We start from the raw sequence: 17888 nt of genomic DNA on the forward strand, positions 1-17888 counted from the left end.
CCGGCTGATTTTTATTTTTGCCACCTTTTGCACACCAAATTACGGGAAGCTATGTCTGATTCGCGCCTGAGTTCTCCTCAACACGGCCTGAAAGCGCTTATTGCCAAAGGCAAGGAACAAAGCTATCTGACCTACGCCGAGGTCAACGATCATCTCCCCGATACGATCTCCGACCCGGATCAGGTTGAAGATATTATCCAGATGATTAATGACATGGGCATCAAGGTATTCGAAACCGCGCCCGATGTCGACTCTTTGTTGCTGAACGATGGCGACGACGAGAGTGGCACTGACGAACTGGCCGCGGCTGAAGCTGCAGCTGCGCTTGCTGCCGTCGAAAACGAAGCTGGACGCACCACTGACCCGGTACGCATGTACATGCGTGAAATGGGTACAGTAGAGCTGCTGACTCGCGAAGGCGAGATCGTCATTGCCAAGCGCATTGAAGAAGGCCTGCGTGAGCTAATGCATTCCATGGCGGCTTATCCCGGCGTGGTCGAGCACGTACTGGACGAATATGCCCTGGTCGCCTCCGAAGAGCGTCGCCTCACTGACATTATCACCGGCTACCTCGAAGTAGACGATGACGACGTGCCAGCCGCCTCTTCAGCCAGTGCTGTCAGCGACAGCAGTGACGATGATGATTCCGTTCCTGTCGACAGTAATGACGATGAGGAAGAAACAACCTCGGGTCCGGATCCGGAAGAAGCCCGTCTGAAGTTTGAAGAGTTGCGCAAGCAGTTTGAAAAAACTGAAGCCGCTATCAAAAAGAACGGTCGGGCGAACAAGAAAACCCGCGCTGAACTGGATGCGCTGGGCGAGCTGTTCAAAACCTTCAAGCTGACACCCAAGCTGTTTGATAACCTGGTTAATTCTGCCCGCGTCGCTCTGTTCCGTGTGCGTCGTCACGAGCGCACCATCATGAATCTCTGTATTCGTGAAGCCGGTATGCCACGCAAAACATTCGTCACCAGTTTCCCAAGCAATGAAACTGACGAAGCCTGGATTGACCCTTATCTGAAAAAGAAAGAGCCCTGGGCTGCCAAACTGGCAGATGTGGCTGATGAAGTCCGCCGTAGCCAGCGCAAACTGGCCGTGATGGCGGAAAACGCCGGCCTGTCGGTTTCCGACATTAAGGAAATCAACCGTGGCATGTCTATTGGCGAGGCGAAATCACGTCGCGCCAAGAAGGAAATGGTAGAGGCAAACCTGCGCCTGGTGATCTCGATTGCCAAGAAGTACACCAACCGCGGTCTGCAATTCCTGGACTTGATTCAGGAAGGCAACATCGGTCTGATGAAGGCGGTCGACAAGTTCGAATACCGTCGTGGATACAAGTTCTCGACTTATGCCACCTGGTGGATTCGTCAGGCCATTACCCGCTCTATTGCGGACCAGGCACGCACCATCCGTATTCCGGTACACATGATCGAAACCATCAACAAGCTGAATCGTATCAGCCGTCAGATGGTTCACGAAAAAGGCCGCGAGCCTACCCCGGAAGAGCTGGGCGAGCGCATGGACATGACGGAAGACAAAGTCCGCCGTGTGCTGAAAATCGCTAAAGAGCCCATCTCCATGGAGACGCCGATCGGTGATGATGAAGACTCACACCTGGGCGATTTCATTGAGGACACCACGGTTGAATCACCGGTCGACTCTTCTATCGAAGAAGGCCTGCGTGAAGCCACCAAGGAAGTGCTGAACAGCCTGACTGCTCGCGAAGCCAAAGTCCTGCGTATGCGTTTTGGTATTGATATGAATACGGACCATACCCTGGAAGAAGTGGGCAAGCAGTTTGATGTGACGCGCGAGCGTATTCGTCAGATTGAGGCGAAAGCGCTGCGTAAGTTGCGTCATCCAACGCGTTCGGATCATTTGCGTAGCTTCCTGGATGAGCAGTGATCGGTTGCTGATTCAGACATGGCGTTGAGTTGACGCTGAATGACAAAGGGGCCTTCTGGCTCCTTTGTTGTTTCTGGGCGGGTGGTTTGCACTTTGACGGAGAGCGGTCAGGGTGTCATGAATCAGGTTGCAGACGACCACAGCATCTCGGGGATCGCTCGGCGGTCGAAAACTCAGCCTGCGGCTTCAGACAGTTCGACCGCGTTTTCGAGCGATCCCCGAAATGCTAAGCGTGATCTGATTGTCTGAAACCTGATTCATGACACCCTGACCTTGTGCTGCGTCGGCTGTGTTTTTGGGGCCCCCATACCGTGCCCATAAATAATGGCAGTCGCCCAACTCTGATTCTTTTCCTGAGCCAATGCCACCTATTGACTCGAACGTCAATTTCCCTGATTCCTGGCACCCCAAGTCATAGTTATGCTGTGCAGACTCTGGGCAATCAGACCACGCTTTTCCTTTTGACGAACATCCGAAAGAGCGGGCGAATTGTTTGAGCCGCCAGGCGAGTTTTCGCACGCCGGATGTTGGGCTAAAGGAAGTGGTCGCACAGAGTCTGCACAGCATAACTATGACGTAGCCCAGACAGGTGGTATTGGCTCAGGAAAAGAATCAGTGCTACATTCAATGCATAAAAACAACAGCAGTGCAGGGGGTTCCGCCGGGTGGAAGAGATATTTGCAGGCATAGATTACCTTTTGGGGTTGATTGGCCCCTTCTCTGACGCTGTCTGGGCCTTCCCCACGCAATTTCCCTTCTATCAGCAGATTCCTGTTCTTGGCAACCTATCTCTGCCCGTGCTGATTCTGTTTGGTGCCGGCATCTACTTTACGGTTCGCATGCGTGGCGTGCAGTGGCTGGCATTAACGCGGGCGATTCCGATCATGATGCGACAGCAACAGCATACGACGGGCATTTCTTCACTGGCCGCTTTTTTGCTGGGGCTGGCGATGCGGGCGGGACCGGGCAATATTGTCGGGGTGACAGGAGCGATCAGTGTTGGCGGCCCGGGTGCGCTATTCTGGATGTGGGTGGCGGCGCTGTTTGGTATGGCAACGGCGTTTACCGAATCGGTGCTGTCGCAGATCTACAAAGAAAAAGCGGATGATACCTTTGTTGGTGGTATGCCGTTTTATGGCCAACGTCTGCTGGGCAATCATCGTTTTCTCGGCTATGTACTGGCGCTTGCGTTTATTACCTACGCCCTGTTCAACGTGCCAGCCCAAACATTTAATGTATTCACGGCGGTTGGCCTGGTGGCAGAAACCGGGTCGGGTATGGAAGTCTCCCGCCAGTCGCCACTATACGTCACCATTGCTATCCTGTTGATCGCCAGTTGTGCCTGGCTGATTCTCGGTGGCATTCACCGCGTGATCCGTTACACCAACGTCATCGTTCCCGTGATGGCCGTCATTTTTGCCGGGATCTCACTGATCATCATGCTGATCAATTTGACGACCCTGCCAGACTTTTTTGCTCTGGTCTTCACCCAGGCGATTTCCCCTGATGCCTTATTTGGTGGTGCCATTGGTGCTACGATTGCCGAAGGTGTGCGTCGCGGACTGATGTCTAATGAAGCCGGTCAGGGAACGATCACCATGGCAGCAGCAGCAGCGGACACCCGGCACCCTTGTGAGCAGGGGCTGGTGCAAAGCCTGGGCGTGTTCTTCGATACCATCATCATCTGTACCTTAACCGGGTTTATTGTTGTACTGGCTCATCTTTGGGCCGATACTGAAACCAGCGCAGCCTGGGCTTCACTGAGCGCTGATCGTTTGGGCACATACATCAGTTCGGTACAGGCGCTGACACCAGAAGGACTCATCTCTGCCATTACGATCATTCTCGCTACCTGTTATGCACTGTTTGCCTTCACAACATTGCTCGGCATGATCTCCTTTGCCGAAATTGCCGCCAATCTTATCTCGCGCTCGCACCGGTTTATTCTGACGATACGTCTGCTTGGGTCATTGTTCTTTGTGCCCTTTGGCGCTTTTACCGTACTCGCCGGTCTGGAACTGGGCAACCTCTGGACCATTACTGATCTGACCAATATCACCATGGTGTACCTGAACTTCCCTTTATTGTTATTGGGAGCACCGCTGGTGAGCAAGGCACTGGCGGATTATCGGCAAGCGCCTGAGCGTCGTTTTAATTCCGACGTCGCACTGGGGCTGAAAACACCCTATTGGTCAGCGACGCCAACCCCATGATCTGGCTGAGGAAAGCGCCATTTTGGTGCAACTGATCTTTGACAGCTGTTATTGCTCCTTTGCTGTAAAAAAGACTTTGTCTTCCAGAAAATTCAATTATATTATCCGCCCTTGGCGGCAACAGAGTCTGCAATGGGCAGACGGCCACAGACCAGTATGAATTATCCCGATATTTTTCAACCACACTCAGGGGTCGTTTATGTTGCTCACCTTGGTTGTCCTGTATTTGCTGTTTTCCATCGGCCTCGGTGTCGTCGCCGCCCGCCGCGTTCACTCCGCTAACGATTACATTACCGCCGGGCGCAGCCTGCCCATGTCCATGGTAATCGCCATGGTGTTCGCCACCTGGTTCGGTGCTGAAACCGTCCTGGGCATCTCGGCCACCTTTCTGGATGAAGGCTTTCGTGGGCTGATCTCCGACCCGCTAGGCGCTGCACTTTGCCTGGTGCTTTTTGGCTTGATCTATGCCCTGCCTCTGTATCGGCTGAACCTGCTGACCCTGGGCGACTATTTTCATGTGCGCTACAACAAGCGTTCAGAGATGATTCTGTCTTTCTGTATTGTGCTTTCCTACCTGGGCTGGGTGTCTGCCCAGATCACCGCCCTGGGACTGGTTTTCAATGTGCTCTCCGATGATCTGATTTCCATTCAGGCTGGCATGCTGATTGGCGCGGCCGTGGTGCTCACTTACACGCTGCTGGGCGGCATGTGGTCGGTTGCAGTGACCACCTGCCTGCAAATGGTGGTGATTGTGGTTGGCCTGCTGCTGGTGACAGCAACCGCCAGTGATATGGCTGGCGGCGTCAGCTACGTTATCAGTGAGGCGGCAGCGGCCGGAAAGCTGGAATGGTTGCCCACACTAGACATGGTGGACCTGCTGGGCTGGCTGGCAGCACTGTTTACCCTGGCACTGGGTTCGATCCCGCAACAAGACGTGTTTCAGCGTGTGAACACATCCCGTAATGAGCGCGTGGCGGTCTGGGGGACCACCATAGGCGGGCTGGGTTATTTCTTTTTTGCGGCCATCCCGTTAATTCTGGCATTCAGTGCCAGCCTGATTGACCCGGAACTGACCGCGCGCCTGATGGCCGACGACACACAACTGGTGCTGCCCACCTTTGTCGCAGTCTACATGCCGACCTGGCTGCAGGTGGTGTTCTTTGGCGCCCTGCTCTCGGTCATCATGAGCACAGCCTCCGGCACCCTGCTGGCACCGTCTGTAACCTTCACAGAGAACATCCTGCGCAACTTTCTACCCGAGATGACTGACAGCAAGCTGTTGCTCTACACGCGGCTCACCGTTGCGGTATTCACGGTACTGGTGGTCATCAATGCCAGCACCTCAGACGGCAATATCCACAGCATGGTGGAAAACGCCTATCGTATTACCCTGGCCGGCGTGTTTGTCCCGCTGACGGCAGGGCTGTTCTGGCGCAAGGCCAGCAATACCGGCTGCGCCTGGTCCATTGGTCTGGGCCTGGGAAGCTGGCTGCTGCTGGAGTTCACCTACCCGGATATCCCGTTTGAGCCACAGTTCGTTGGCCTGGCTTTCAGCCTGGCGGGCATGATTGTGGGTTCCGCACTGCGGCCCAACCCTTATGAGGAAAAGGACCAGGGGCTGGCGGTCGCGAGGAGTACCGGGGAATATTGAGCCAGGTCAGTTAACATCAGGATAATGTTGTGTTATTTGCTCTCGCACCTTGGCCGATGGAGGCAAACAGATTATATTTCCGGCATGACATTTCTGTTCCCCAGCACAAACCTTCAATGGGCAAAGACGCAGTTCTTACCGTTGCTAGCCCTGATGATTACCTTGCCGCAGGCGATGGTTTCTCAGGCTACAGAGCCCGATGATCCAGCATGGCGGCGCTTTCAACATGCACTGGGCGAGCCCGCTGCAATCGGAGTTAATGCCAGCCATAGCATGGCTGACGCCATCACTCGCCCCATCCCTGCTATCAAGCCGGATGACATTAATGCCGGGAAATTTTTACTGGGCAATGATCTTTTTCATGAAAACCTGCTGTCCTCAGACGGAACAGCAGCCTGCATCAGTTGCCATGCCGGCCCAATCAGCGGAACTGACGGCCGGCCCGTTCCTCTTGGCGTGAGCCGGGCAATGGGTCGGTTCAATGCGCTGACCACGTTTAATACCCTGTACAGCTTTCGTCAGTTCTGGGATGGCAGATCGATCACCTTGGCGGACCAGGCAATAGAACCGGTTATCAGTGAACTGGAGTTTGCCAGCACCCGGGATGCAGCTCTGTCATTCCTGCAGAATGATGATCAGTACGTTGAAGCGTTTGAGACCATTTACCCTGATGGCGTCTCGCTAGAGAACATGCAGGATGCCTTGGCACATTTTCAAGCTATCAACTTTGCTGTCACCAACAGCCCGTTCCAGCAGTACCTTCGCACCCAGCTCCAGCCAAACGGCCATTCAGCCTCAGGCTCCGAAACCCGTGCCATCACCGAAGAAGCCCTGCAGGGCTGGGAAACCTTTCAACGAGTCGGATGCACACAGTGCCATAATGGCATTAACCTGGGCGGTAATTCATATCAACGCCTGGGCACGCTACTCCCCTATTACCCTGAAGTGCGTGAAGCTGATATGAATGATGAAGGCCTTGCGGAACGCTCCGGGCGAGCAAAGGATCGTCACTTTTTTAAAGTCCCCGGCTTGCACAATGTCGCCATGACGCCGCCGTACTATCACGATGGCAGCGAATCCAGCTTGCGCACCGTTATTCAGGAAATGGGGCGTTTTCAGCTGGCCCGTGAACTTTCACCCCGGGAAGTCGAGGACATCGCAAGTTTCTTGAAATCCCTGACCGGAAGGCCCTATGGACTCACGCACTGGCAACAAATCAACGAACTCGTCACCACCCGAAAACACCCGAATTCAGATACCGCTACCGCAGCCGGCACGTCTCACCGCCAAGCATACCTCGAAGCAGCCCGCGCTCTCCGGCCATCGTTCCAACTGCTGCAAAACGAGATGCGGCAAGTCAGTCGCGGCAAGACGCCTCACTTTGATTTTCTCCAGTTCCAGCACCGAGAGCTAATCCGACTGGCCCGGGCATTGCGCCACCCACCGGCAGACACAGAAGCAGAAGTACAACGATGTCTGCAACCCGTTACGGGAAAACTGCTCCAGCAAGTGTTGGCGCTGGAGTGGCTAATTGCTGATTTTTTAAGCGCACAGGCCACGCTGGGCATTCTGGCAATCAATACTGAGATCATGGATACAACAAACGAGACTGCGCTTCTGACAGCAAACGCAGACAAAGATAACCTGGAAGAAATCAGGAGCGAAAGCCTGACAGCAGTAACATCGTCCGAAATTGGCCAGTTGACTGGCATGTTGCTGGATTGCACTTTATAATCCGCCTTCTTTTCGCGTTTGTGCATCACAGCTCAAGCACACAAAGGGCCCATAGCTCAGTTGGTTAGAGCGCTCGACTCATAATCGATCGGTCGCAGGTTCGAGTCCTGCTGGGCCCACCACACTCCTTTGGGGTCTAGCGAGAAGTCGGCTCTACCCCAGGCTCCTTATTCACCGATGTACTGAAACAAGGGCGCTTTACCGGCTTTCTTGTCGAACGTCGCCGTTACATCGGCGCCGGCAGCCCGCCCGAGCCAGGCAATCACATGGTCCGGGAAATCAGCGCCAGACTGGCGATAATCGACCAAGGCACGGCGCACCAGCTCGCGGTCAGCGACCACCAGTTGCTGTGCATCCAGGAGCGCAGCTATTTGGTCGGCTATATCGGCCCTGGGTACCTTGTATGCTCGTTGCAGAACCCAGGCCAGTTCGCATAGCGCCATGGTTGAGACAGCGCAGGGCGATTCCGCCGTGCAATGGGTCTCGATGAAACCCGCCGCAATGCAGTGCTGTTCGGGGTCGCCCTCAGCATCAACCAAGAAACGAACCAGAACGTTAGTGTCCAGGGCTTTCACTCGCTGACCGCCCCGGCCTTAATGGCCTCATCCATTTCCTCGGCAGAGACAGACCGGCCACCACTCTTAATCCGGCCCCTCAGAGCCATCAGGTCGCCCTTGGCCACCGTAACCCGCAGAACGCCATCGTCACCCATTACCCATGCCAGCTTGTCTCCCCGCTGAACATCCAGCGCCTGCCGGATCTCCCGAGGGATAACCAATTGGCCTTTTTCGCTTACTGTCGATTCGCCTTTAATCATTTTCCATTACCTCAAGGATTCTCATGCCGGGGCTTCGTTACTGCTTTAGCAATCGGAGAGGAATCCCCGAAAATTCCAAGCAGAAGAATCACTACCATACACCTATAACTTTGGCGTCTTACATTCGGTATGTCAACCGGTAAGACGCATCTTCCTAATCAGAGGGTAGTTTTATATACAATAAATTGAGAGTAAGTCACTGAGTCGGGTGGTGAACTGCGGTGATAGAAACTGCCTTCTCATTGCAAATTTCTGCTCGATCTCTTGTGCAGCCAGGTGCGGATCTGGAAACTAACCGTCTCTCAGCAATTAGCACACAAAGCATTTGAGCCGATGAAGGTTGATCGATACGATTACTTAAATGCATAGACTGTCTGGCGCATAAACTATGAAACACATGCTCATAAATATGATGATAGCTATTGTTGCGGGAGTGTTTGTTGGCGCAGCTCAAGCCAGTGATCCCAATCGATACCTCAATGACGTTAAAACAGCAGAAGATCCAGATCTGCGGATGCAGCACGCATTTAAAGCCCAACAAATCATGCAATGTAGCTTCTACGCGCAGATGGGTGAAATGGAAGCGATTGCAGGGATAATGATTAAGAATATGCGTGTCTATCAAAAGATGGCCGGGGTCTCGGAAGAGGAGGCTTTGCAACAAGCATTTAATGCAAGTCGCCACGGAGCCGCTACGGCAAAAGGCTACCTACAAGGCAAGACTTCTGGAAACAGGTGGTGACCTTTCAGAAATCGACGAGCAATTTCACATGAATACGGGCAAGGTACTTTATCGGGAGAATTATTGTGCTCAGTGGGCAACGTTTGTGCTAGAAGACTCAGAAGACTGATTGGCTTCAAGGTCCAATTTCTTACTGACAACTTCAGGTACAACTCGTCAATGCCGAGGATGCGGGGCGTCTCGAAGCGGTGCCAGCGCCTCAGGAATTCGGCGCAGGCATTGCAGATGTCGCGTACCGTCTTCTCGTCCAGACCGGGCGTGAAGCATGTACATCAAGAACTCTTATTAAGGTACTGGGTAGAAGCAGTCCAAGAAGACGGAATCGATTGTCAGTGTGCACCGATACGAACGTGCTAAAATACTGAATAGTCTTATGTTTATTACATATCGGCCAAGTTATCCTAGTAACTCGCGGCCAGGTTATGCTAGCAATTACACAAGCGTGACCCGCACCGGGCTGACTCATACCGCTCAGGCTTCCGCCTGAATCTCCGCAGCAATGCGCTGAACCTCATCGAGTACACGCAGTGTATTACCACTCCAGAGCATACCGATTTCTTCCTCGGTGTAGCCGCGTCGTACCAGCTCCAGGGTCACGTTGAACGTTTCAGAGGCATCGTTCCAGCCCATGACGCCACCACCACCATCAAAGTCTGAACTGATGCCAACATGTTCCAGGCCAATCAGGTCCACGATATAATCAATGTGATCGACAAAGTCTTCCACGTCTGCTTTGGGCGCCAGCATTTCGATTTCAGGAAAAAGTCGTCGCATGTTCTGCTGATACGTTTCCTGGGCAATGGGCTCCAGCGCATCAATCTCTTCAGAGGTCAGAATTTCAAAGCCATACTCACGGGCTTTTTCTTCCATGATCTGCTGGCGTTCTGTTGCCAGGAACACCCGGCGCTCTTCATTGATATAGCTGCTGAACGCAACTGTTTGAACGACACCGCCGTTTTCCTTCACACGCATCAATAAATCATCGCTAAGGTTACGGGTGTGGTCGGTCAACGCTCTGGCTGATGAATGAGAAGCAATCACTGGCGCGACAGAAAGGTCGAGCATCTCCGAAATCGCATCGATGGAAGGGTGAGAAATATCGACCATGATGCCCAGGCGGTTCATCTCCGCCACCGCTTCACGCCCCAAATCACTCAAGCCATTATGCAGATAATCGTTATTGGCCTCACCAGTATTGGAGTCAGCAAACTGACTGTGGCCGTTATGAGCCAGGGACATGTAGCGTCCGCCACGGCGATGGAAATCTTCGATATTGCTCAGATCGAGTCCCACCGGGTACGCATTTTCGATGCCGATCATGGCCACTTTTTTACCGCTCGCGGCAATGCGTCGAACATCATCCGATGTATAGGCCAGCTCGATCCGGTCAGGTGCAATTTCTTCAGTCAGACGGTGAATCGCCTCGAATTTCTCGATAGCATTGGCGTAGGCCGCAGCATACCCTTCTTCATTAAGCTCGCCCTGTCCTGTATAGACAATGAACCAGGCGACATCGAGACCGCCGTCTTCCATCTTGGGCAGCGTCACTTGCGTATCCAGGCTCATGGTGTAATTGTTGCCGGATACGAAGTTATCGGCATTGATATCAACATGTGTATCCAGTGTGATCACCCGCTCATGTATTGCCTGGGCGCGAGCTATCAGCGTCTCTTCCGTTTCCTCAACGGCGGCTGGGGCAGATACCGTCTCCATGTTATTCTCAGCACTGGGCGACGTACTGGTTGGCTCACTGCCTGAGTCGCCACAGGCAACAAGGGCAAAAGAAGCAGCAGCGATCAAAGACAGTCTGGCGAGTGAAAGCCTGCTGATAGAAAGTAAGTGTAACCGGTCCGGAAGAAGCATACTCATCATAATCTGCACATCCTGTTAACTGGGAGGTAGAAGAAGACGCCTGACGAACAACCATGCTATGGCGTTGCTGAACATATAATGGCTGATTGGCAACCGATTGTCATTCCACTGAACTCAATATCAGGCCATTTTTGGCCTTTTGACTGCATAAATTTGAATTTAAAGGCACTTTACGATCGCCAAGGGGAAGATCGAATGCATGCTGTGGGTCTGACATAATGTTAGCCAAGCCCAACACAAAGTAGAAGTAACAGGACAACAATAGACAGAGCAAGAGTACATAAGACTACAATGAAAATAATAATGCACTGCTCAATGGTGTTCGCCGGGCTTATCGGAATTTCCTGGTATGCACTGTCAGACCATGATTTGTGGCCAGCGCTTGTTTACTGCATCACGCTTTGCATCATTGGCGCTGTCTCCCTGCTCAGGCATTACAAAAGCAGTGAGAATGTTCAAAAAATGACGCTCGTGTTGAATCGAATTGCAGCAGTTGTGCTGATGACCTTGTTAGTCAGCGCTTTTGTGATTTCTCCCGGCACGGGTATCGCAGCTGCCGCGCTGATTTTCATCCCCCTTACCCTGGCGCTGACAAATTGAAACCCCGTTCCTGGATAAAAACCGATCAGCTGTCAGCAGCATTTCCTAATTTAATGTGCACCCCCGACCTCTGCGGATATTGCCACTCGTACACTTTCACAATGGCAGCAGGAATGCTCTGCATAAAGACTATTCCGGACCTCACAGTCTTGCTAGTCTTGTGATCTGTTAAAACATGCTCAACGCATTTCCATAACAAGACTGATAACAGGATTTTTTGTCACTATGAGAGCACCCAGCTGTAACCGTCTATTGCCGACTTTTTCAGGGGCCAATTGCAAAAGAGCGAGCATCATTTCATCTCTGCTCATGCTAATCGTGGCCTTTATGCCTGGTATTGCTGCCGCTCACGATGTTTCTGAAGAGGCCCGCATCCGCATGAGCGAGGGCGGTTACCTGGACTACATGTGGACCGGTGCGGAGCATATGCTCACCGGCTATGATCACCTGCTATTCCTGCTCGGCGTGATGTTTTTCCTGAGCCGGTTCATCGACATATTCAAATTTGTCACAGCCTTTACCATCGGTCATACCATCACCCTGACTTTCGCCACCTTTGCAGGCATAACGGCCAACCATTATCTGATTGATGCCGTTATTGCTGTCACTGTTGCCTATAAAGGGTTTGAAAACCTCAATGGTTTCCCCCGATGGATTGGTACAGCAGCACCGAACCTGTTGGTCATGGTTTTCATTTTTGGCCTTATTCATGGCTTCGGACTGTCTGCCCGTCTTCAGGACCTGACGCTGGCCAGTGACCCTGACCTGTTAGCCAAAATTCTTCTTTTTAATGTTGGTGTCGAGGCCGGCCAGATTGCAGCGCTGGTGGTCATGGGCTTCGCCATCCAGGCATGGCGCCAGGTCGATTTCTGGCCGGTCATCAGCCGTGTCGTCAATGCGGGGCTCATCTTTACCGGTATGCTTTTGCTGCTGTTCCAATTGCACGGCTATATTCATGAGGCGGGACTGATCCACGAGCATGCGCCAGCATCTGAGCCCGCAGCAGATGAAGGCTGGCACAGTCATGATGGCGGCCCCCTTCACAGGCATTAGTGGGCGGTGCGCCATCGCCAACAACTTTCATACAGAACATTTATAGAATCGACAAAGGTGAATCATGTCAGCTAGCGGGTTACAAAAAAATCTATCACTCTTGTGCGGCGTTATATTATCGATGGGAGTATTACTAGCGTCGGTGCAGGCGTGGGCACATGGCCTGGAAATCCGGATGTCACCGGACGGCAGCCGAATCATCGGACAGGTTGTTTATGAAGACGGTGCTCCCTGGTTTGCGGAAACGGTCACGATTGACAATCTGACAGCGCCGGAAACCGAACAGCTAACTCTCACGACTGATGCAGCCGGTGGATTTTCCGCCGCCGGAGTTATCGGACATGAATACCGCATTACAGCTCGCGATGAAACTGGCCACGCTGTGGAAGTGCTGCTAACCCTCGATGGCTCTTCGGCAAGCAATCATGCTGACACTGGCTCCACACCTGATGATGGTGCACCTGACAGTGAAGGTGGTGGCATTCCTTTCTACGTTATTGCCGGCGCACTGTTATTGCTCTCCATTATTCCTGCCAAATATTTACAGAAAAAAAGCTCCCGAAACGCTTAAAGTCGCAGCAGAAAAAAACCCGCCGGAGACCTTTTCATAAGGTTCCCGGCGGGCCTCTCTTACCGGTCATTGCTTTCCGGTCATTTGCCTTACCTGCAAACAAGAATACTGCAGGCAAGGCAAGCTCAAGGTTTGCAGACTTAGAAGTCGTAAACCAGTCGTGCGTAGTATGAACGCCCCATCGGGTCCTGCATCTCGCCCATCACACCGGCAAAGTCAGGTGTCCGTTGCGCCTCGCGATCAAAGAGGTTACGTGAACCGACACTGATGCCCATTTCACCACCGAAGAGGTTAATGCCACGGTAGGTGTAGGCAAGGTCGAAGTCAGTCCAGGCACGGATTTTGCCACCGACAATACTCGGGTTAGGGTTGGTGTTGGCAAAGCGCTGAATGATGGGTGTGTAGTTGGTACCATCCCATTCGACTTCGTCCACATAATGTACAATACCTGTAACCGCATGATTGCCCATCACCCAACCCAGGCTCAGGTTCGCTTTCAGCTCTGGCAAAGCAGGTGCCGTTCCGGTCAACAGGTTGGTCTGCCCAACACCATCCAGAACCGGGCTGTCTTCATCATCCTGATACAGGAACTCATCTATATAGGTAGCCTGCAGGTTGATACGGAAATCACCCCAATCCTGGAAACCGAAAGTGTAGTTACCCTGAATGTCGTATGCCGTCACTTTAACGCTCTGGGCATTGACACTGCCAGGTGAGGTAACCTGCAAAATGGTGCCCAGGTCAGACTCATCACGAATGATATCCGGGTTGCTCAAACCACTTGCCAACCAGGCCTCAAGCTGCTCCATGGATGGCTGATTACCTGCTCCGACGCCGCTACCGGTGAATCCGGACCAGACCTTGAATGCTTCAAAATCAGCATTCATTACCTGCTGGCCCGTAATACCCACAATTCGGTTCTCGAAATCTGTTTCGTTCCAGGTAACTGACAGGTCGAACTCACCAAACGCCAGATCAAAACCCAGCTGTTTGGAGGTGGATCTTTCGTTCTCCAGATCGGGGTTACCACCGGAACATGCGGTGGTAAATGCTGAGAAGGACGAGAATCGATCTGTTACGGTCGACAACGCACAACTTACCGGATCCAGCAGTTGGTCAATTGTTGGGGCAATAAACGCATCACCGGTTGTTGCACGCAGGTTCAGCCAGTCAGTTGCCGCCCAGGTTACACCGAACTTCGGATCAGTTGACTCCTGACCGGTACTGAAATCTTCCCGACGTACTGCCGCCTCAATTTCAACATTGCTGAGAACAGGAATTGCCAGTTCCATGAAATAGGCATCAACTTCACGGCTGCCGGACGTGATGTTCTCCGGGATCGGGCTACCAATCCAGGTATCACCACGGATCTCATGGACAGAAGGCGTATTGGTATATTTGTCATTACGACGCTGGTAACCAACCGCTGCCCCAATTGCTCCGCCGGGCAGTTCAAAACCGCCCAATGGCACTTCACCGTTCAGGACAATGTCGATGGTATCCAGCCAGGTCTCTTCCATTTCTTTTGAGCGAGCAGCCACAGCGTTCATGACATGAATGGAGTTATTATCTGCCTCATCAACCACAAAGAATGGGTTGTAACAGGCGTCACGATCGTTAACCACATCGCACTGGACACCCTGTTTCATCGCTTCAATATCGAAGTTCTGGTTAGACATGTAACGCAGACGCTGAGAGCTTTGCGCATAGGCCGCCATACCTTCCCAGCCGTCCAGGAACGGCACTGCGAAGTCCGCCTGCAGCATTAATCGACGGTTGTGGTCGGTACCATCAGAAATGTTATCACCATCGACGGTATGACCATCAGAAGTGATATGGGTTTTGTTGATTGGTCGCAGCGTTCTGGCCTTGACGTCTTCGTGAAGTAACACACCGTTTGGCGTCGTACCTGAAACAATATAGTCCATCAGGCCATCATTATTCAGATCCTGTGAGCCGCGATCGGGCACGCCATCACCATTCGTGTCGACACCGTACAACTGCTCACCAGCGGAGTTTGTTGCCAGGAAAGGGTTACCTGGCAGTTCACCCCTGAGTCCACCTAGTTCGCCAATACGAGAGTTACCCGGGTTTGACGTGGAGGTATAAGCCACCTGGTACAGGCGTGAGTTAAACGCCTGGAATTTCAACGTCAGATCATCACTGACATCCCAGGTGGCATTGACGAACAAAGAGGTTGTATCCGTCGGTTCACGATAGCTTCGGGTATCACCGAAATCGAAGTAACAGGTTGACCCCACCAGCATGCCGTATGGGTTGTTGTTAGCACCCGCCACATAGGAATTGCGCTGATCCGCAGGGGCACAGTTCGGATCCGCCTGGTTTGCTGTGGCGCCTGTGTACTGACCGAACTCATCACGAACCGGTACCACATAGTTACCTGGTGCATTCGAAGAATAGTTCAGACCGGCCTGGGCCAGATCGGGGCGTTCATCCCAGCCCAGACGACTGTTGGTACGGACTGTCCGGCAAGTACAACATCAAGATCACCAATGTCACCACCCCAGAGCATCTGCATGGATTGCTCGTCATAGTCACCACGGGAATCCTGTTCACCGTAGGCCTCGAGTTTAAGGCCATCGTATGTGGCGTAAGGGATGAAGTTGACCACACCAGCAACAGCCTCATTACCATATAGTGCAGCAGCACCATCAGCCACCACATCAATTCGCTGTATGGCAATCGTCGGGATCATTACGTTAACGTTTTCGTCGGCTATACGTTTTCCATCCATCAGGGTCAGGGTGGATTGCGGACCAAGCCCCCGCAGGTCAACACTGGAGCTACGCGAAGTCGTGCCCTGAATGGTGTTGGTGATGGAGGATGAAGGGCCACCGACAAAGGACATGTTTTGCATGACCTCACCAATGTTCAGTGTACCTTGTGCAGCCAGATCATCCGCAGTGATCTGGGTGATTTGAGAAGCCTGGGTAAAACCTTCACTTCGGCGAATGAAAGAACCGGTTACAACCACTTCTTCCACTTCCATCTCACTCTCCTGAGCAAAGCTCTGAGTGGCCAGGGGAATCAGTGACAGGGAAATTGCAGTACACAACAGTCTACGTTTATGGGGAATATTGAATCGCATTATATCGCTCCTAAGTATTCTTATTATCTAGCTTTTTTCGAAACAACATTGGCATTGCGATTGATGCAGAGAAAACCACTCTCGTCACCTAAAGTAACGCCGGCTCCTACAACACATCTGGAACGATCGAATAATGTTCTCACAGAGGATAAATTGCAATACTTTGTAACAACTATTCAAAACAATGAATGTGCTCACATTTTAATTTACACCCAAGTTATTATTTTTATTAGTAATAACCCCTTTTTTCGTGTTTCACACTGGACTCATGATTGATTGGAATATATCTTCAGGTATGCCCACAAAACACGGGGTCAACACCGAGTCAAAAGGTATACCGGCATAAGGAAAACCACTTGAAAATAATTTCTCAACCCTTATTTCCCAGCGTGGTCTGGACAACCCTGCTTGACGATCACAAGGCATTCAATTCACAGCTGATGAATCAGGTTTCAGCCTTGCAGGATATCGACCCCAGGGGGGTAGACAATACCAATGTGAAGGGATGGCAGAGTCCGAATACTCTCCAGAACCTGCCCGCGTTCGAGGAGATCAACCGCCGTATATTACAGGTGTGCCAACGCATCGGTGAATCCCTGCATTTCAAATCCGGCCAGGCGTATCACCTGCAGGCATGGGCCAATGTCAGTCCGCCAGGGGCGTCCAATAAAATCCACTATCATGCCAACTGTCATTTCAGTGGTGTTTACTACATCAGCCTGAAAGCCCCTGAATGCGGCAGCATATACTTCCGGGACCCCAGGGTGGCCTCCAGGATGATGACCTGGCCGGTTGAACAGATCACCGACTTTACTGCCGAGGAGATACCGGTGTTTTTCAAGATAGTTGACACCTTTTTCTTCACGCGGCCTGTTTCTCCGCACTGATAATCTGATCGTCTCTTTCCGGATTCAAACACACTGCTCCGACCGGCGTACAGTTCCTGGTTGGTCGACTACCCCAACGTGACGGCGTATTCAGTTTTGCTCGCTCCAGGATCTCTTTACGATTGTTCAGTATCGTCTGATCCTGACCACTGTGCCGCTGCTGCGGTGTCACAAACCGGATCTTGCTGTGCTTGTGTTCATGGTTGTACCAGTAGATAAACCGTTCAACCCATTGCCTGGCTGCTGTCAGATCCACAAACCCGTTTGACGGCCACTGTGGTCGGTATTTCAATGTTCGGAACACCGACTCTGCATAAGCATTGTCGTTGCTCACTCGCGGCCGGCTGTACGATGGCATCACGCCTAGCTCTTCCAGTTTTATTTTCAGTGTCTGAGACTTCATTGGCGAACCATTGTCGGAGTGCAGAACCAGCGGCGTGTTAAAGCACTGCTCACTTAAAAGTGAGCGCTGCAATAGTGCTGCCGCATGCTCACCGCATTCCACCTCATACACCTCGTAGCCAACGATTTTCCGGCTGTACACGTCCATGAACATGTACAAGTAGAAAAACTGACCACGGACCTGGGAGGCGAGATAGGTTATATCCCAAACCCACACCTGGCACGGCGCTCTGGCAATATGTGTGCTCAGTGCCGTTTTACGTTGCGGCGCATGTGCCTTGCCTCTGTGGTGTAGCTGTCCTTTTTCTTTGAGCACCCGATAAAACGAGGAC

16 protein-coding genes, 1 tRNA gene and 1 pseudogene are annotated in these 17888 nt (G+C 52.3%); 10 read left to right on the forward strand and 8 right to left on the reverse strand.

Translation table 11 applies throughout. The features are described 5' to 3' along the window. The first annotated feature begins 51 nt into the window (after positions 1-51). The 5 genes from rpoD (at position 52) to PSCS_RS06360 (ending at position 7625) form a co-directional block, all read left to right on the forward strand. On the forward strand, positions 52-1905 hold the full coding sequence (rpoD, locus tag PSCS_RS06340; RefSeq protein ID WP_068810950.1) for an RNA polymerase sigma factor RpoD: 1854 nt from the start codon (positions 52-54) through the stop codon (positions 1903-1905). A 665-nt stretch (positions 1906-2570) separates the two neighbouring features. Continuing rightward, positions 2571-4118: an alanine/glycine:cation symporter family protein gene (locus tag PSCS_RS06345; protein ID WP_068810952.1), complete on the forward strand. Its 1548-nt coding sequence runs from the start codon at positions 2571-2573 to the stop codon at positions 4116-4118. Between the two features lie 199 nt (positions 4119-4317). After that, positions 4318-5769 carry a sodium:solute symporter family protein gene (locus tag PSCS_RS06350; protein ID WP_068810954.1) on the forward strand — a complete coding sequence of 484 codons (1452 nt, stop codon included), beginning with the start codon at positions 4318-4320 and terminating at the stop codon, positions 5767-5769. Positions 5770-5853: 84 nt separating this feature from the next. Continuing rightward, positions 5854-7503: a cytochrome-c peroxidase gene (locus tag PSCS_RS06355; protein ID WP_068810955.1), complete on the forward strand. Its 1650-nt coding sequence runs from the start codon at positions 5854-5856 to the stop codon at positions 7501-7503. A 45-nt stretch (positions 7504-7548) separates the two neighbouring features. After that, positions 7549-7625 (forward strand) — tRNA-Ile (locus PSCS_RS06360). Positions 7626-7670: 45 nt separating this feature from the next. Here the strand turns inward: PSCS_RS06360 and PSCS_RS06365 are convergent. From PSCS_RS06365 to PSCS_RS16440, 3 genes are all read right to left on the reverse strand, one after another. Further along, the gene (locus tag PSCS_RS06365) at positions 7671-8078 is read right to left on the reverse strand and encodes a PIN domain-containing protein (protein ID WP_068810958.1); all 408 of its coding nucleotides are present in this window, start codon (positions 8076-8078) and stop codon (positions 7671-7673) included. Continuing rightward, positions 8075-8320, reverse strand: a complete 246-nt coding sequence (locus PSCS_RS06370; RefSeq protein ID WP_068810960.1) for an AbrB/MazE/SpoVT family DNA-binding domain-containing protein — start codon at positions 8318-8320, stop codon at positions 8075-8077. Before PSCS_RS06370 ends, PSCS_RS06365 begins: the two co-directional genes overlap by 4 nt. Before the next feature lie 171 nt (positions 8321-8491). Further along, entirely contained in the window at positions 8492-8596 is a 105-nt protein-coding gene (locus PSCS_RS16440) for a DUF4113 domain-containing protein (protein ID WP_106387084.1), read from the reverse strand. 112 nt (positions 8597-8708) lie between these two features. On the opposite strand from PSCS_RS16440, the gene PSCS_RS06375 reads away from it, so the two are divergent. Then, positions 8709-9062: a hypothetical protein gene (locus tag PSCS_RS06375; protein ID WP_068810961.1), complete on the forward strand. Its 354-nt coding sequence runs from the start codon at positions 8709-8711 to the stop codon at positions 9060-9062. Positions 9063-9148: 86 nt separating this feature from the next. Here the strand turns inward: PSCS_RS06375 and PSCS_RS16445 are convergent. Further along, a pseudogene (locus PSCS_RS16445) lies at positions 9149-9316 on the reverse strand (ISL3 family transposase); the annotation flags it as partial. A 217-nt stretch (positions 9317-9533) separates the two neighbouring features. Continuing rightward, the gene (locus PSCS_RS06380) at positions 9534-10934 is read right to left on the reverse strand and encodes a dipeptidase (protein ID WP_317621786.1); all 1401 of its coding nucleotides are present in this window, start codon (positions 10932-10934) and stop codon (positions 9534-9536) included. A gap of 291 nt (positions 10935-11225) precedes the next feature. Here PSCS_RS06380 and PSCS_RS06385 point away from each other — a divergent pair, with 291 nt between their 5' ends. From PSCS_RS06385 to PSCS_RS06395, 3 genes are all read left to right on the forward strand, one after another. Further along, positions 11226-11534 carry a hypothetical protein gene (locus tag PSCS_RS06385; protein ID WP_158662872.1) on the forward strand — a complete coding sequence of 103 codons (309 nt, stop codon included), beginning with the start codon at positions 11226-11228 and terminating at the stop codon, positions 11532-11534. A 225-nt stretch (positions 11535-11759) separates the two neighbouring features. Next, a complete protein-coding gene (locus tag PSCS_RS06390) occupies positions 11760-12587 on the forward strand; it encodes a HupE/UreJ family protein (protein WP_229694646.1) in 828 nt (275 codons plus the stop codon). Positions 12588-12708: 121 nt separating this feature from the next. Beyond that, positions 12709-13158, forward strand: a complete 450-nt coding sequence (locus PSCS_RS06395; RefSeq protein ID WP_157885643.1) for a peptidase associated/transthyretin-like domain-containing protein — start codon at positions 12709-12711, stop codon at positions 13156-13158. A gap of 140 nt (positions 13159-13298) precedes the next feature. Here the strand turns inward: PSCS_RS06395 and PSCS_RS06400 are convergent, their stop codons facing one another. After that, positions 13299-15551: a TonB-dependent receptor domain-containing protein gene (locus PSCS_RS06400; protein WP_068810968.1), complete on the reverse strand. Its 2253-nt coding sequence runs from the start codon at positions 15549-15551 to the stop codon at positions 13299-13301. A gap of 29 nt (positions 15552-15580) precedes the next feature. Beyond that, positions 15581-16267 (reverse strand): TonB-dependent receptor plug domain-containing protein, encoded by a 687-nt coding sequence (locus tag PSCS_RS06405; RefSeq protein ID WP_082866484.1) that lies wholly within the window; start codon positions 16265-16267, stop codon positions 15581-15583. Positions 16268-16623: 356 nt separating this feature from the next. Here PSCS_RS06405 and PSCS_RS06410 point away from each other — a divergent pair, with 356 nt between their 5' ends. Then, on the forward strand, positions 16624-17154 hold the full coding sequence (locus tag PSCS_RS06410; RefSeq protein WP_068810971.1) for a TIGR02466 family protein: 531 nt from the start codon (positions 16624-16626) through the stop codon (positions 17152-17154). Here PSCS_RS06410 and PSCS_RS06415 read toward each other — a convergent pair. Then, positions 17129-17888: IS3 family transposase (locus PSCS_RS06415; protein ID WP_068810216.1), on the reverse strand; the 760-nt coding region annotated here is incomplete at its 5' end. The two genes, PSCS_RS06410 and PSCS_RS06415, sit on opposite strands and share 26 nt — an antisense overlap.

It is taken from the genome of Pseudohongiella nitratireducens, from assembly GCF_001642735.1.
GTDB classification, from domain to species: Bacteria; Pseudomonadota; Gammaproteobacteria; order Pseudomonadales; family Pseudohongiellaceae; genus Pseudohongiella; species Pseudohongiella nitratireducens.

Coding starts and splice junctions, on each gene's coding strand:
- PSCS_RS06370 (WP_068810960.1), bottom strand. CDS start 8,320: ATGATTAAAGGCGAATCGACAGTAAGCGAAAAAGGCCAATTGGTTATC.
- PSCS_RS06405 (WP_082866484.1), bottom strand. CDS start 16,267: ATGCGATTCAATATTCCCCATAAACGTAGACTGTTGTGTACTGCAATT.
- PSCS_RS06390 (WP_229694646.1), top strand. CDS start 11,760: ATGAGAGCACCCAGCTGTAACCGTCTATTGCCGACTTTTTCAGGGGCC.
- rpoD (WP_068810950.1), top strand. CDS start 52: ATGTCTGATTCGCGCCTGAGTTCTCCTCAACACGGCCTGAAAGCGCTT.
- PSCS_RS06380 (WP_317621786.1), bottom strand. CDS start 10,934: ATGATGAGTATGCTTCTTCCGGACCGGTTACACTTACTTTCTATCAGC.
- PSCS_RS06385 (WP_158662872.1), top strand. CDS start 11,226: ATGAAAATAATAATGCACTGCTCAATGGTGTTCGCCGGGCTTATCGGA.
- PSCS_RS06355 (WP_068810955.1), top strand. CDS start 5,854: ATGACATTTCTGTTCCCCAGCACAAACCTTCAATGGGCAAAGACGCAG.
- PSCS_RS06375 (WP_068810961.1), top strand. CDS start 8,709: ATGAAACACATGCTCATAAATATGATGATAGCTATTGTTGCGGGAGTG.
- PSCS_RS06395 (WP_157885643.1), top strand. CDS start 12,709: ATGGGAGTATTACTAGCGTCGGTGCAGGCGTGGGCACATGGCCTGGAA.
- PSCS_RS06350 (WP_068810954.1), top strand. CDS start 4,318: ATGTTGCTCACCTTGGTTGTCCTGTATTTGCTGTTTTCCATCGGCCTC.